We start from the raw sequence: 14,451 nt of genomic DNA on the forward strand, positions 1-14,451 counted from the left end.
CAGCGACGACCTTCCTCCATATAGGTGCGAGCCTGCTGTACCGCTTGCGCAGCGCTGCGGCCCGGCCGGAAGCCGTAGCTGTGTGCCGAGAATGCCGGCTCGAACACCGGACTCAGTACCTGATGCAGTGCCTGCTGTATCAGCCGGTCCAGTACGCAGGGAATGCCCAGCATACGGACACCGCCACCGGGCTTGGGGATTTCCACCCTGCGCACCGGCTGAGGACGGTAACGCCCTTCCAGCAGTTGCTGCTTGATCTCGGGCCAGAGGGCCTTCAGGTAGGGCTTGAGAGCCTCCACCGTCATGCCATCGGCCCCGGGAGCACCCTTGTTGCGATGCACCCGATCGTAGGCACGCAGCATGTTGCCACGGGCCAGTACCGCCGACATCAGATCGACATCGGCCCCGCTCGGAAGTAAACCAGCACCCGCTGTGACCGGCATCGCCTCAACCGGGTACTCTGGCGGGTTCCGCCCGCTTCCCTCACCGGTGAGCAGCGCATTCTCAGCCGCTGTATCTGCTATGTTCAGGGTCATCAAGGGGCAGGACTCCCAATTCGTACCACATGTTCGGCCCTTCAGTGACGGGTTCATCACCTACTATGGCCTCTGCTGACTTCTGTAGTCCCATCCGACCGCCTCACGACGGCCGTAGCCAGCGGCAGGACCGCAGAGCTCCCAGGGTAAGACGCGTGACCTTCACACTTATACCTGCTGCATTTACGTCCGCCGTTTCCATGCAAGTATCGGGCTTTGAAGATATGTGCCTTCTCACCCACGGCGACCGCCTCATATGCAGTTTCTGTTCGTCAGGCCAGTGTTTTGCCTTCGGCTTCCTTCAGATTCCACCTCACGATGGACACCCTTGCCGTTCGGCTAATCGTTCCCCTTGCCGGGCCGACAGTGGACTTTCACCACCAAGTCATCCGGCCGCCACCACGCGTACCGGAACAGCGCCAGTCAAGGCGCTACGCGCCATGCCTGGCGCACGCTAAAAAAAAAACCGGGCAGAGTCTGCCCGGTGGAATTAGATCGCTTCAATGACAAGAGCCGTATGCTTGCTTCGGCCACACCGTAGGCCGATACGCGCTCCCGGTTAAGGGCCGGAGCCCGGTATCGCTACCGTGTTCCGTCGGCAATGAGTCAGTGAGGTGAGGTCCCATTGCCGTGTGCGTGTGAGCAGGATCGATAATACCGTAATGATAATGATTTGCAATACCGTTTCTTGAAATTATTGCCTTGCTTGTTGCCCGCCGCCAACGTGCGCTGTCCTGCCGCTACATAGCGTGCCCCCGTAGCTGCGAGTTCAAATAGCGGATTTCTTACAACGGGAACGGGAAACTGCTCGATAAGAATCCGGCTGGAGCCAGGTGACATACCGGTTATCGATGCCGCAAGCAAAAAAAAAACCGGGCAGAGACTGCCCGGGGAATTTGGATCGCTTCAATGACAAGAGCCGTATGCTTGATTCACTCATCGATGATGACCAATCAAACTGCACGCCTCGGCCAGAGGCCGGGGCCCTTATCGGGCCCCGTCGGCAATGAGTCAGTGAGGTGAGGTCCACATTGCCGTGTGCGTGTGAGCAGGATCGATAATATCGTAATGATAATGATTTGCAACATCATTTTTAAATTTTTGTTGATCCCTATCAACGGCTGTTTATCCCCCTCCCTATTTTGGAGGCAGATCAACGGTCCAAGGCACGGCTTGCGCACCCAATCCGACCGGCAGAGCCATACAGACATCCAAACCAAAACCAAACGGAGTAAATGAACACCGGATTAGAGCGCCCGGCGCTGGACAGAGATTACGCTCTTCGCGCGCTTCACCAGCACGCGGCGCCAGACTTGGATGGGCTATTAAATGGGCTAAAAAGGAAAAACGGGCCGCGGGCCCGTTTTCGTGCGTGCGATTCCCGCCTGACCACGGGGAGAGGAGTGCGGTCAGGTTGGACGGCCTGCCCACCAAGATGCAGGCCCTCCATGCGGCTTGCAGGACAGATCTGTGCCCTACGCGGTAAATAGTGCATTTACTGCGAATGATTTTCAACTGCCATATCGATCTTTTTAGATTACTCGCCGGCCAGGCTGGCGCCTGCTGGAAGATCCGGTAGAATCCAGCTCAACAAGCCATGTTATCTTGTAACAGTCACAACTGAGAAAATCCGATGCAGCCGATCCTTCAGGTCCCGACCAATATCATCACCGGCTTTCTGGGCACCGGTAAGACCACCGCCATCAACCAGCTGCTGGCCCAGAAGCCGGAGGGCGAAGTCTGGGCGGTGCTGGTCAACGAGTTCGGCCAGATCGGCATCGACGAGGCCCAGTTGCCGACCGGCGACGACCTGCATATCCGCGAACTGGCCGGCGGTTGTCTCTGCTGCGCGTTGGGTCCGGCGCTGAGCATCAACCTGGCGATGCTGCTGCGCCGCGCCCGGCCGGACCGGCTGTTGATCGAGCCGACCGGCCTGGGCCACCCGACCGGTATCGTCGACACCCTGCTCAGCGAAACCTTCCGCGAAGCGATCGATCTGCAGGCGATGCTCTGCCTGGTCGATCCGCGGGTGCTGGAGCAGCCGGAGATCCTCGCCGACCCGGTGTTCCAGGACCAGATCCAGCTGGCCGATGTGCTGGTGTTGAACAAGTGCGACCTGGCCAGCGAAGAGCAGATCAAGCTGATCGAGCAGCGCAGCGCCGAATTCTATCCAGCGAAGCAGGCGGTGGTGCGGGCCGAAAATGGCCGCATTCCACTCAGCCTGCTCGATTACAGATACAGTGGCGAGCGCAGTGCCCTGTTCCCCGATGCCCATGGCGCGGAATCCAAGCACGACCACGACCACGACCACGACCACGACCACGACCACGACCATCAGTCTGCCGCCGAACCGGCGCTGCCGCAGCAGGCGGACCAGCCGCTGCGCAAGGTCGGCCGCAGTGGCGGTATGGAAAGCTGCGGCTGGCTGTTCAGCAGCGAGGCGATCTTCGACCCGACCCGGTTGTACCAGCTGCTCAGCAGCTGGCCGGAGCTGATGCGGCTGAAAGGGGTGTTCCGGATAGGTGATATCTGGATCAGCATCAACCGGGTCCAGCAGGAGTCCAGCAGTCTGCCGATCGCCTACCGACGCGACTCGCGGCTGGAGGCGATCAGCCAGCAACCGCAGGACTGGGATGCGCTGGAGCAGGCGCTGCTCGGCTGTCTGCGTGCGGATCAGCCCGCAGCCGCGGACTGAATCGGCGCGACTGGTCCCGTCTGCGCCGGAGTGCGACAATCGGTCGCATTGCGCCTGCCCGCGCTGACTTTATAGTAAGTACCCATTAGAAAGGTGATTGATGGCAACTGAAGGCTCCGCCCTGTCCGTGAAAAAGCTGCTCCTATGCGCCGCTGTACTGGTCGCGCTGTTGGCAGTCGTCTCGCTTCCACAACAGTTGCAGGGCAACCGCCTGCAGGGCGAGCTGCAGCTGCCGTCCCCCGACTGCGACCTCAGCCGTCAGAGCTGCAGCGCCGAAGCCGATGGCCGGCGGATCAGCCTGAGTATCGACAGCAGCCCGGTGCATGCGGCAGTACCACTGCAATTCAGCGCCCGTCTCGACAATGTGCCGGCCGAGCAGGTGATGCTCGATCTACAGGGGCGTGATATGTATATGGGTATCAACCAGGTCCATCTGAAACCGGTCGCCGGCCAGCCCGGCCTCTGGCAGGGCAGCGCCGAGCTTGCCGTCTGTACCACCGGTGAGATGGTCTGGCAGGCCACCCTGGTGGCCGCCGGTAACGGCGGCCAGGTCAGCAGCCAATTCGAGTTCAAGGCAAAATGAACAACACTTCACTGACAACATTGCGCAACCTGCTGATTTTGACGCTGTTCCTGCTGGTCGGTATGGCGGTGGCGTTCTACCTGCGGCCACAGCCGTTCGAACAACGGATTGCGTTGGGCGAGCAATTGGGCGGCGATTTCACCCTGCAGGGCCTGAACGGCCCGGTATCGCTGGCCGATTTCCGCGGCAAGGTGGTGGTGATGTATATCGGCTATGCCTCCTGCCCCGATGTCTGCCCCACCTCGCTGGGCATCCTGTCGACCGCGATGATGAAGCTCAATGAAGCGGAGCAGGCCCAGATCCAGCCGCTGTTCATCAGCGTCGATCCGCAGCGGGATACGCCGGAGCGGCTGGATGAATATGCCCGCTACTTCCACCCCAGGATGCTGGGCATCTCGGGCAGCCGGCAGCAGATCGACCAGGTGGTCAAGCAGTACGGCTCATATTACCGCATCGTCCAGCTGGAGGATTCGGCGCTGGATTATGCGGTCGACCATACCTCGCGGCTGTATCTGATCGACCGGCAGGGCAAGCTCAGCAGCACCCTGACCCACAACAGCTACCCCGACGAGTTGGCACAGGCACTGCGACAATTACTTTAAAATCAAAAGGATGAGGTTTCCGATGAACAAAGCGTTGGCATTTGCCGCAGCCATGTTACTGAGCGCATCCGCGCTGGCCGAAGTGCAGGTGGAAGGCGCCTACGCCCGGGCGATGCCGCCGGGCCAGGCCAACTCCGCCGCGTTCATGGTGCTGAAGAACCATGCCGACACCCCGGTGGCGCTGATCGACGGCAGCAGCAACGTGGCCGACAAGGTCGAGCTGCACATCCACAGTCATGACAACGGCGTGATGCGAATGCGCCAGGTTGAAAAGATCGAGATCTCGGCGCACGGCGAAACCGTGCTGCAACCGGGCGGCCTGCACCTGATGCTGCTCGGCCTGAAGGAGCAGCTGAAGCCGGACCAGCAGATCGAGCTGGAACTGGTGTTTTCGGACCAGAGCCGTCAGACGCTGACCGTGCCGGTCAAGAGGGTAATGGGCGGAATGAAAATGCAGCACGATCAGCCGACGAAGAACGAAGCCCATCAGCACAACCAAGAACACCAGCATCACAAGTCGGACGACTAACCGCGACACCAACGTATGTCTGCCGGGCCCTGGTAAGTCCCCTTACAAGGCGCTTCGCGTTTTAGCGGGAACAGCCTGGAACCTGCTGCTTAAGCTTTAAAGCCCCCTGCTTCGGATGATAAACAGCCCGCTGTTAACAGAGGAACGGCAAGAGGCAAGAAGCTCCACTGACCGGATAGCCCCTCCGGGCATCTCCTGCCGGCCAAACGCCGGCAGGCGTTATAACCGCCTGCGGCGGTGGCGCCCCAGGTGACGCCCTACAGGAAGCGGGCACTCAGCATTGTAGGGTGGGCACGTTTTTTGCGCCCACGCGGCGCTTGTTCACCGGATGTAGATGATTGTCGCTAATCCGCGAAGAACCTTTTTTTCTTTAAAAAAAAAAAGCGGATTAAACCCGCTCGGCTCGCTTAACGCCCTTGCAGAGAAAACAGCTCCGGACCCAGCGCCGGTGTACGGTAATAGGCCCGCAGCGCATCGCTCCAGCGCTGCGCCCGGCCGGGCAGCCCGTTGGCCAGATACTCCATCACCTGCTGGCGCACATTGTGCTTGAAACTGTCGCTGGCACCGATACCGGAGGACAGGTTGTCGGCACTGAACACGAAGCGGTGGCCGGCCGATTGCGAGAAGATCCATTCCATCGCCTGCGGCTTGATCTCGACCCTTTCGAACTCGGCCTGCTCGTCGGCGGTGCGGCCATCCGGCTTGTACCAGTAGCCGAAATCGACCAGCTGACGGCGCGCCTCGCCGGCCACGCACCAGTGGGCGATCTCGTGCATCGCACTGGCAAAGAAGCCGTGGGCGAAGATTACCCGGTGATGCGGATGTTGCTCGTCGGCGGGCAGGTAGATCGGCTCGTCGTCGCCCCGCACCAGGATAGTGTTTTCACTCTGTTGGAACTGATCGTTGAACAGCTTGATCAGCTCAGCACTGTTTAGTTCTGTCATTCGCCGTAAAGTTGCCAGGTTGTCTGTTTAAGCCACCAGATGCGGCCATTGTTGCGATCGACCCGCGCCGCTGCGTAGCCCTTGAGGTCTTTTCCCGCCGGCACCAGGGTGACCGAATAGATCGCCGGCTCCAGCATCCCGGTCTCCTGCAGCGGCTGCCACTGGCCCTGATCGGCCAGCCAGGTCTCGCCGGTCACCCGGTCGTAGCGGATCAACACCCACTCGCCCTGCGGGGTGTAGGTGCTGGCGACCCGAAAGTCACCGGCTACGCCAACCGGGGCGCCGATGCTGTTGGCCACCAGCATCAACTGTTCCAGCGCCGCATCCAGCGCGCTGGTGTCGGTTTCTGCCGGCCCCGACTGCTGCTGACTCAGCCGGCCCAGCTCCGCCTGCACCCCCTGCAGCTGCAGCAGGATGCGCTGGTTCTGCTCCTGCAACTGGGCACTGCGCGACACCAGCTGTAACAGCTGTTCCTGTACCAGCGTGAAGCGACCGGCCAGCTGTTCGAAGTCGGCCCGGCTCGGCGGCATCGGCGGCCGGTTCGCGCCGGCCGTCCGGTTACTCGGGTTGGCGTTTTGCGTCGGGTTGCCGGTTGCCGTCCGGGCCGGCGTTTGCGCGGCAGCAACCTGAGCCGCATCGGCTTGCTCAGCGCCGGCTTGCTCAACGTCGGCCTGCACCGGCTGCGGCTGGACACTGGCGGCGTTGCAACCGGCCAGCAGCAACGCCAGGATCAGAGAGGAGAGATGCAAGGGTTTCGACACAGGCGACCTCCAGTCAATCGGAAAGCGCCCATTGTATAGCAATCGGTACTTTTTTCAGTTTCTTCACGGCTTAGCGGAAATCATCTAATTCAGGTGAACAATCGCCGCGTAGCACAAAAGAACGAGCCCACCCTGCAAGGTGCGTTCTAGGCTTTCCCTATCAAAGAGCGAAGAACCTTTTGTCAGGCGCCTGATGACTGAACACCGGGCAGGTCGGGAACTGGAGCCGTCGGCGGCATATCGCCGCCGAGGCGAATCAGAACAAGGCACCGTAGCGTAAGCAGCAACAGCATCAACGGATTGATAAAACTATCAGCGATGCTGCCACTGCGGGCTGCGCTTGTTGATAAAGGCGTCAATCCCCTCCTGGGCATCGTGCAACTGCAGATTGTCCACCATCACCTGGCTGCAATGGCCGTAGGCATCGGCCAGTGGCAGGTCTTTCTGCTCGTGGTAGGCTCGTTTGCCCAGGGTGATGGTCGCGCGGGACTTAGAGGCGATCTTGCCGGCAACCTCGGCGGTGGCGGCATCCAGCCGATCGGCCGGCACCGCCCAGTTGATCAGGCCGATCTGTTCGGCTCGGACAGCATTGATGGTGTCGCCCAGATAGAGCATCTCCAGCGCATGCTTGGGTGCCACCGCTCGGCTCAATGCCACCATCGGAGTCGAGCAGAACAGGCCGATATTCACCCCCGGGGTGGCGAAACGGCTGCTGTCGGAAGCGATCGCCAAATCACAACTGGCCACCAGCTGACAGCCGGCGGCGGTGGCGATACCGCTGACCTGGGCGATCACCGGTACCGGCAGGTTGACGATCTGCTGCATCAACCGGGAGCAGGCCTCGAAGGTGCAGCTGTGGAACGCCGCTTCAGGCTTCGACATCATCTGCTTCAGATCATGGCCGGCGCAGAAGCCGCGCCCCTCGCCTTTCAGTACCACCACCCGCACCTGCTCGTCAGTGGCGATCGATTGCAGGCTCTCGGACAACGCTGTCATCAATTCCAGCGACAGGGCGTTGTACGCTTCGGGGCGGTTCAGGATCAGCGTGCAGATCCCTTGATGATCCTCACGCAGCAACAATGCTTCAGACATGGTCGGGCTTCCTTATTGTTATAGGTGCGGAAGCCCAACTGTAGCCCCATGACGAGACTAGGGAAACTACTTACCGCATAACCATTGGTCGTACGGTTCTAATCCTACCGCTGAGGGCATTAACCTTCAGCTGAGGTTCTTAATCTTCAGCTGAGGTTCTTAATCTTCAGCTGAGGCCCTTAATCTTCAGCTGAGGGCTCAGAGCCTCAACAGTTGGCGCAACCGCGCCTGCAGTTCGGCAGCCGTCGTGGTCTCGTCCCAGCTCATTGCCATATAACCGTCGCCACGCAGGAAGCGGTCGACCTCGATCAGGGAATGGGTCTGACCGCCCTGCGGCACGAAGGAAACCTCGACCTCCTGGATACTGTTCAACAGGCCGGACGGCTTGTACTCAAGCTCCTGATAGCAGCCGGTGCTGGAGCGGAACTGCTGCGACTGCAGGTAGCCCGCTTCCACATCCGCCTTGGCCATCTGGAAGCCGAGCGACTCCATCGCCTGCATAAAATTGGCCATCGCGCTGGTTGGTACCACCCGCAGCTCGTCGTTGTCGCCGGCATCCAGCGCCAGGTCGATCTCCAAGCCGGTCTGCAGCCAAACCCGGCACTGGTTGCGGTAGGAGGACAGCGCGGTCAGCGGGGTTTCCAGGTGGATATCCAGCTGCAGCGGGAATTCGCGCTGCTCACCGGGCTGCAGGGTAAAGGCTTCGCTCAGCTGCCAGCTCTGCAGCTGTTGGTTGCGATAATGATCGCCCTCCTCGCCTTCCACCTTCACCCGGGTCAACAGCGTCAGATTCAGGCCGGAGATACTCTGCTCGACACTGCCACCGCGGATCACAACGTTCACGGCCAGGCGGCCACCCGGCTCGACCGTCTCCTGCAGAACCAGGGTGTCCACCTCGGCACCACCGACACCCACCGACGCAAGCAATTTCTTGAACATCTGCTAGCCACTCCTTTTGATGGCGAATCAACAACATAGACTGCCAGCCAGCTTACCATTGCCGGCGCCGGCTGGCAGTTGGATTTCACCGGAAAGCGGAGGTTGATTCCGCCGGGCGACTGACAGAAAAAGGATGGCCGCCCTTGGCTCAGCCTTCGCGTTCGGCGTTCAGCCGATTCAGCGTATCAGCCACCCTCATGCTGGCCCGTTCCATTTCGGCCAGGTAACCGGCCGCGCCGAACAGGTCACCACTGCGGGCGGCTTCCAGCGCCAGGAAGCCCTGCTCATGGACCTTCTGATGGGGCTCCTCCAGCGCGGCAAAGCTACGGCACTGGCTATAGCGGTGGTAGCCCTCCCCCTGGTAATACCAGCGGCCAAGCCGGCAACCGGAGTGGTCAGCCATGCCCGCAACCGAGTCGTACTTGGCCTCGATGATCGCCCGGTAGATGCCGTTTTTCCAAATGATATGGTCCAGCTTGACCATTTCGATAAAGGCGTCCTCGGCGCTGCCGGTGATCACCCGGTGCATATGCTCGGACAGCTCGACCACTTCATTGACCGCACAACGGATCTGTTCAGCGGAGCAGACCACCTCACTGGACTGGCTCTGCACCTGGCCTATCTCCTGAGATGCCAATTGGGTCTGTTGGGTAATTTCCCCCACCAGAGCGCCGATCTCGTTGCTGGCCTCGCTGGCCTTGCGGGCCAGGTTGCGCACCTCATCGGCCACCACCGCAAAGCCGCGGCCGGATTCACCGGCACGCGCCGCTTCGATCGCCGCGTTCAGCGCCAGCAGGTTGGTCTGATCAGAAATATCGCGGATCACCCCAACAAACTTCTCGATCTGCTCCGACACCGTCAACAGACTCTCGACATTGCGGCTGCCGGTCTCCGAGCGCTGCTGGATCTCGGCGACGCTTTGCAGAATAGTGCCCACCGCTTCACGAGTTTCGCCAAATATCGACGCCGAGGTATCGAGGGAGTCCCGTTCCTGCATGAGGTTCTCCGCCGCCCTGGAAACCGTATCCCTGACCGAGCCGACCAGCGCACCGCCGCTGATCCAGGCGGTACACAGCACCTTCTGTTCCGACTCGCCAGCGTCAACCGGTTGAGTGGCCACCGCCAACTCAGCGTTTAATCGCTGGTTCTCATCCACCAGGCGGTTATTTTCACGCCTTAAACGCTCCAGCTCCTGCTGTACATCATTCAGCTGCAGGTGCAGCTTGCGAGAGAAAAACATCAGACAACTCCAATAATGCACCGAAAATATATTTTTATAGATTTATTACTTCAGGAATAATACCTGCAAAAAAGAAGAGCACCACTCAAAATTTAAATTACTGAAATAAAACCGGAATAAAGCAGGAATAAAACCGCCGTTATCTACCAATGATCCATCTCGTAAATCGCCGGCCATAGCCTTTGCTGGCGGAGAATCAAGGGTGGAGGAAAGCGCTGCCGGCTTTCGCCCAAACGATTTGGAGCCAAGCGCAGGTAGCAGGAACACAACGTACTACAGAAAAAAGCAACGAAAAAAAGCCTTTATTATTCCGGCTGTGACTGGGTAGAAAATATCGACAACGGTCTAAAATCTTAACAAGCACACAAACTCAAAATATTAACGAAAGATAAATAACTAATTATTCACCATACCTATCCGGTCCATAACTTCGATATCGACACCGGCCGATATCGAATTTGCCGACCGGTGCCCAAATACCTTAGGGAACCTGTGAATAAGTCCCTTATGTTCTCTGCGGGGCTTTCGGTGGTCCGGCACCCGGGCGATCAGAACTCTGCGTTAACGATTTACGTCCGGCCGGCGCGCCGGGGACAACCAGTGCGCCTGTAATCGTTGCCTTTATGCCCTTGCGTGTGGGTATTGATCTCTGATCGCTCCGACAGCCAGAGGCCCAAGGGACTTGTTCACGGATTCCTTAGCGCCGATGCGTCAGAGGTTCATCAATACCGCCTTGGTCTCGGTAAAGGACTCCACCGCCTGGCGCGCCATCTCACGGCCGATGCCTGACTGCTTGTAGCCGCCAAAGGGCAGTGCCGGATCCAGCACATTGTGGGTGTTGACCCAGACGGTGCCGGCCTGGATACGTGGGATCATGTAGTGCACCGCCTTCAGGTCGTTCGACCACAGGCTGGCGCCGAGACCATACTGGGTACCGTTGGCTCGCGCCAACACTTCGTCCAGATCACTGAAGCTGTCGGCCACCAGCACCGGGCCGAAGATCTCCTGCTGCACCACCGACATCTGATCGTTCACTTGGCTCAGTACGGTCGGCTTGACGAAGTAGCCATCACGCTCGGCGGCCCCGCCGCCAGCCAGCGCCTCGGCGCCCTGGCGCAGCCCCTGCTCGATATAGCCCAGTACCCGCTGTTGCTGACGAGCGGAGACCAGCGGCCCCATCTGGGTGGCGTCGTTGAAGGCATCGCCCAGCACCATCTTGTCGGCGATCGACGCCACCCCTTCGGCCACCTGATCGAAGATCGACCGGTGCACATAGAGCCGCGACCCGGCGGTGCAAACCTGGCCCTGGTTGAAGAAGATCGCATTGGCCGCGCCGCGCACCGCGGCCTTGATATCGGCATCGGGTAGCACGATTACCGGCGACTTGCCGCCCAACTCCAACGACAGCCGGGCCATGTTGTCGATCGCCGCCTTGCCGACCAGCTTGCCGACCTCGGTGGAGCCGGTGAAGGTGATCTTGTTGACGCCCGGATGGGCCGCCAGCGCAGCCCCGGCCTGATCGCCCAAGCCGGTCACCACGTTGACCACACCGGGCGGGAAGCCCGCTTCCTGCACCAACTGAGCGAGTCGCAGCGCGGTCAACGGGGTCTCTTCGGCCGGCTTCAAGACAACCGTGCAACCGGCGGCCAGTGCCGGGCCGAGTTTCCAGGCGGCCATCACCAGCGGGAAGTTCCACGGGATGATGGCGCCGACCACCCCGACCGGCTCGCGGCGGGTGTAGCCGAACAGGTTGGCATCCGGCATATAGGGCACCGAGGGTTCCATGGTCTGCCCCTCCAGCTTGGTCGGCCAGCCCGCCATGTAGCGCAGGTAGTTGACCGCCGAGGCGACATCGCCATAGCGGGCGATCTTGACCCCCTTGCCGTTGTTCAGCGCCTCCAGCTCGGCCAGCTGTGGGGCGTTGGCCTCGATCAGGTCGGCCAGCCGGTGGATCAGCCGTTCACGCTGGTTGGGCCGCATCATCCGCCAGGCCGGGTTGTCGAATGCCGCCCGGGCACTGGCGACCGCCCGATCGACATCCTCCGCCTGGGCCGCCGGCAGCGCCGCGATCGGCTGTCCGGAGGCCGGGTCGAACGCCTCGAAGGTCTGTCCGGCCGCCGCCTGCACCGGCTCGCCATCGATCCACATGAAGTTCGCCGTTTCCAGAAAAGCCCGGCTCTCCGCGCTCAGTCCATATTGCTCCAGCATGTTGCTATACCTCTGCCACCCGTTGAGTAATACGGGAATATACTTAGCCAGCAGCAAGAACGGCAACCCTCCATGTTGCTCAGGCGGCGCGCAAGTCAAAGCTCGATACGCGGGCCGAACCGCTGCCAGACCTGCGCCACCACCGGTTGACGGAGCTCAGGCGTCAGCCTGCCAACCAGCAGCAGCCACTGCTCTCGGTTCAGTTCAACAAAGCCGTCGACCAACTGCTGAGGGCTGTGACGGCGCAACCAGCTGTCCAGCGTGGCCGAGTTGTTGATAACCGCCCGGTTGATCTCGAACGGATAGGCCGATTGTGCCATCACCTGTCGCCAGCGGGCGATTACCGGCGCCTGCCGATAGCGAACGGCCTGCTGTTGAAACGCCTGCCAGGCCGGCAGGCTGCCGCAGCGCACCAGCCGCTCCAGTATCCGCAGCATCGGCATCGGCCGCAGCGGCAGACAATGAAGCGCACCGGCAATGACCAGTGCCGGGACAGGATAGGAATCCGGCTGCAGATGCCGTGGTTCATGTCGCATGCTCAGGAAATGGTCATAAGCATCCGCCAGCGGATGGCCAGCGGCCTGCCGCAGGCAGTAAGCGGTTCGGGATTCATCCGACAGCGCAAACCAATCCCAATCATCACAGCAGGCATCGCCGGTGGCGAACAGACAAGCCAGCGACCAGGCCAGCTCCACCTGCCGGGAAGCCAGCAACGCCTCGAGCACCGGATCCAGTTGGCTGCGCAACGCCAGTGCACGGCCCGGCAGCGACAGCCAGCGCACGCCCTCGATCACCACATCGTGGCCAGCCCTTTCTGCCAGTCGGGCAAACAGGCCCGTCAGCTCGATAGCGCCGTTCAGTTCGTCACGAAGGTCGACCGCCGGTGCGATCGAAAACAACTGTGCCAACTCCCGCCTCAACAATTCCATGGACTGATCCCCTATCTCCGGTCGACGTCCCTGCAGGGAAATTCAAACAGACACCCGGCATACCCAGCTCCAGTCACGCTTGATTCCGCTCTGCAACAGAACAGCGAAAAACCGGCTCCCAAGGGATGCAAGGCCATGCAAGCAATTAAATTGGCTAGTTTTTTTCGCACACGCAAAAAAGAAGCCCAAACTTATGCAGCCACAGATCAGTAAAATTGGCTGAGATTGATTTCTAGTCCAACAGCGGGATTTAAACAAGGGAACATAGCTTACCCGGGCAGAACAATCCCTCACTCCCAGCCAACTGCGGGCCATCAGAGCGGCGCTCGACGCCACCAGGGAGCGCTAGATTTGCTCTCGGCAGGCCTTTGTGTACCATTCGATGACCGGTTGGTGAGCTGAATGCCGACCCGACGGAGTACAGAATGTCTGAAGAACCGCATTTCCTGAAAGAAGAAAAAGAAAAAGAGAACGAAAAGCTTGCTGTTGCCGGCAACACTGACGCCACGGTGGAACCCTTGCAACTGGGCAAGCGAGTCCGCGAGATCCGGCTGAGCCAGAACCTGACACTGGAAGAAGCCAGCAAGTTAACCGGGCTGGCACGCTCGACCCTGTCGAAGATAGAGAACGAGCAGATCTCGCCCACCTTCAGTGCGGTCAACAAGTTGGTAACCGGCCTGGGGATCGACATCCCTCAGCTGTTCGTGGCGCCGAAAAAATCCATCAGTACCGGTGGCCGACGCGATATTACCCGGTACGGTGAGGGTCGCCCCCATCCGACGCCGACCTACGAGCATGAACTGCTGGCGACCGAGTTGAGCCAGAAGAAGATGATCCCGTACCGCACCCAAGTGCGGGCACGCAGCTTCGATGACTACCAGGACTGGATCCGGCACGACGGCGAAGAGTTCCTGTTCGTGCTGAAGGGGTCGATCCTGCTTTACACCGAGTTCTACCAGCCGATCGAGCTGCAGGTCGGCGACTCCGCCTACTACGATTGCGAAATGGGTCACGCCCTGGTCTCCACCAGTAGTGAAGATGCCGAGGTGCTCTGGGTCACCGCCTGAGTGTTTGGCAACGCTTGGGAACTGTTCCCGGCTGCACTATACTGGTTCCTGCAAACTTCCTGAATGCCGCCAAAACCGATCACCATGGGTTTGGCGGTTTTTTTTATTTCGGCTCTGCAACGGCGCCGGATGCGGCAAATGCAGAGTAGCGACTGAACCTGCCCGGCCGGGCGGCTCAGGAATAATGCTGGCCATGTCCGTCACAAACGTAAAGCTGTTCAGATAAGCCGCTGCGTCGAGACCATACAGGGCTGACGTCAGTCGGCCAGGAGCCCGCCGGGCGCCAACCGCAAACGACCTCACCTTCACCGAACAGCATCCGGTCA

13 protein-coding genes and 1 pseudogene are annotated in these 14,451 nt (G+C 60.3%); 5 read left to right on the forward strand and 9 right to left on the reverse strand.

Annotated elements, in window-relative coordinates:
* The coding region (locus K6T12_RS13790) for a reverse transcriptase domain-containing protein (protein ID WP_255611733.1) at positions 1-389 on the reverse strand (389 nt) is incomplete at its 3' end.
* A 1,780-nt stretch (positions 390-2,169) separates the two neighbouring features.
* Here K6T12_RS13790 and K6T12_RS13795 point away from each other — a divergent pair.
* The 4 genes from K6T12_RS13795 (at position 2,170) to K6T12_RS13810 (ending at position 4,945) form a co-directional block, all read left to right on the forward strand.
* A complete protein-coding gene (locus tag K6T12_RS13795; protein ID WP_222223454.1) occupies positions 2,170-3,231 on the forward strand; it encodes a CobW family GTP-binding protein in 1,062 nt (353 codons plus the stop codon).
* 100 nt (positions 3,232-3,331) lie between these two features.
* Positions 3,332-3,814 (forward strand): hypothetical protein, encoded by a 483-nt coding sequence (locus K6T12_RS13800; RefSeq protein WP_222223455.1) that lies wholly within the window; start codon positions 3,332-3,334, stop codon positions 3,812-3,814.
* A complete protein-coding gene (locus tag K6T12_RS13805; protein WP_222223456.1) occupies positions 3,811-4,416 on the forward strand; it encodes an SCO family protein in 606 nt (201 codons plus the stop codon). The genes K6T12_RS13800 and K6T12_RS13805 overlap by 4 nt, the downstream gene beginning before the upstream one ends.
* A gap of 22 nt (positions 4,417-4,438) precedes the next feature.
* Positions 4,439-4,945, forward strand: coding sequence for a copper chaperone PCu(A)C (locus K6T12_RS13810; protein ID WP_222223457.1), 507 nt, complete (start codon positions 4,439-4,441; stop codon positions 4,943-4,945).
* 407 nt (positions 4,946-5,352) lie between these two features.
* Here the strand turns inward: K6T12_RS13810 and K6T12_RS13815 are convergent, their stop codons facing one another.
* From K6T12_RS13815 to K6T12_RS13845, 8 genes and pseudogenes are all read right to left on the reverse strand, one after another.
* Positions 5,353-5,889 (reverse strand): elongation factor P hydroxylase, encoded by a 537-nt coding sequence (locus tag K6T12_RS13815; RefSeq protein WP_222223458.1) that lies wholly within the window; start codon positions 5,887-5,889, stop codon positions 5,353-5,355.
* Positions 5,886-6,650: a hypothetical protein gene (locus K6T12_RS13820; RefSeq protein WP_222223459.1), complete on the reverse strand. Its 765-nt coding sequence runs from the start codon at positions 6,648-6,650 to the stop codon at positions 5,886-5,888. The genes K6T12_RS13815 and K6T12_RS13820 overlap by 4 nt, the downstream gene beginning before the upstream one ends.
* Before the next feature lie 312 nt (positions 6,651-6,962).
* A complete protein-coding gene (locus K6T12_RS13825) occupies positions 6,963-7,742 on the reverse strand; it encodes an enoyl-CoA hydratase (RefSeq protein WP_222223460.1) in 780 nt (259 codons plus the stop codon).
* A 198-nt stretch (positions 7,743-7,940) separates the two neighbouring features.
* The gene (locus K6T12_RS13830; RefSeq protein ID WP_222223461.1) at positions 7,941-8,681 is read right to left on the reverse strand and encodes a sporulation protein; all 741 of its coding nucleotides are present in this window, start codon (positions 8,679-8,681) and stop codon (positions 7,941-7,943) included.
* A 148-nt stretch (positions 8,682-8,829) separates the two neighbouring features.
* Positions 8,830-9,210, reverse strand: coding sequence for a CZB domain-containing protein (locus K6T12_RS21845; protein WP_390879085.1), 381 nt, complete (start codon positions 9,208-9,210; stop codon positions 8,830-8,832).
* Positions 9,211-9,255: 45 nt separating this feature from the next.
* Positions 9,256-9,507: pseudogene (locus tag K6T12_RS21850) on the reverse strand (methyl-accepting chemotaxis protein); the annotation flags it as partial.
* A 1,125-nt stretch (positions 9,508-10,632) separates the two neighbouring features.
* Positions 10,633-12,129: an aldehyde dehydrogenase family protein gene (locus K6T12_RS13840; RefSeq protein ID WP_222223463.1), complete on the reverse strand. Its 1,497-nt coding sequence runs from the start codon at positions 12,127-12,129 to the stop codon at positions 10,633-10,635.
* Positions 12,130-12,224: 95 nt separating this feature from the next.
* Positions 12,225-13,058: a hypothetical protein gene (locus tag K6T12_RS13845; RefSeq protein ID WP_222223464.1), complete on the reverse strand. Its 834-nt coding sequence runs from the start codon at positions 13,056-13,058 to the stop codon at positions 12,225-12,227.
* Between the two features lie 425 nt (positions 13,059-13,483).
* Here K6T12_RS13845 and K6T12_RS13850 point away from each other — a divergent pair, with 425 nt between their 5' ends.
* Positions 13,484-14,125, forward strand: coding sequence for a helix-turn-helix domain-containing protein (locus tag K6T12_RS13850; protein ID WP_222223465.1), 642 nt, complete (start codon positions 13,484-13,486; stop codon positions 14,123-14,125).
* Positions 14,126-14,451: the final 326 nt, after the last annotated feature.

This window comes from Marinobacterium arenosum, from assembly GCF_019795155.1.
GTDB lineage: Bacteria > Pseudomonadota > Gammaproteobacteria > Pseudomonadales > Balneatricaceae > Marinobacterium_C > Marinobacterium_C arenosum.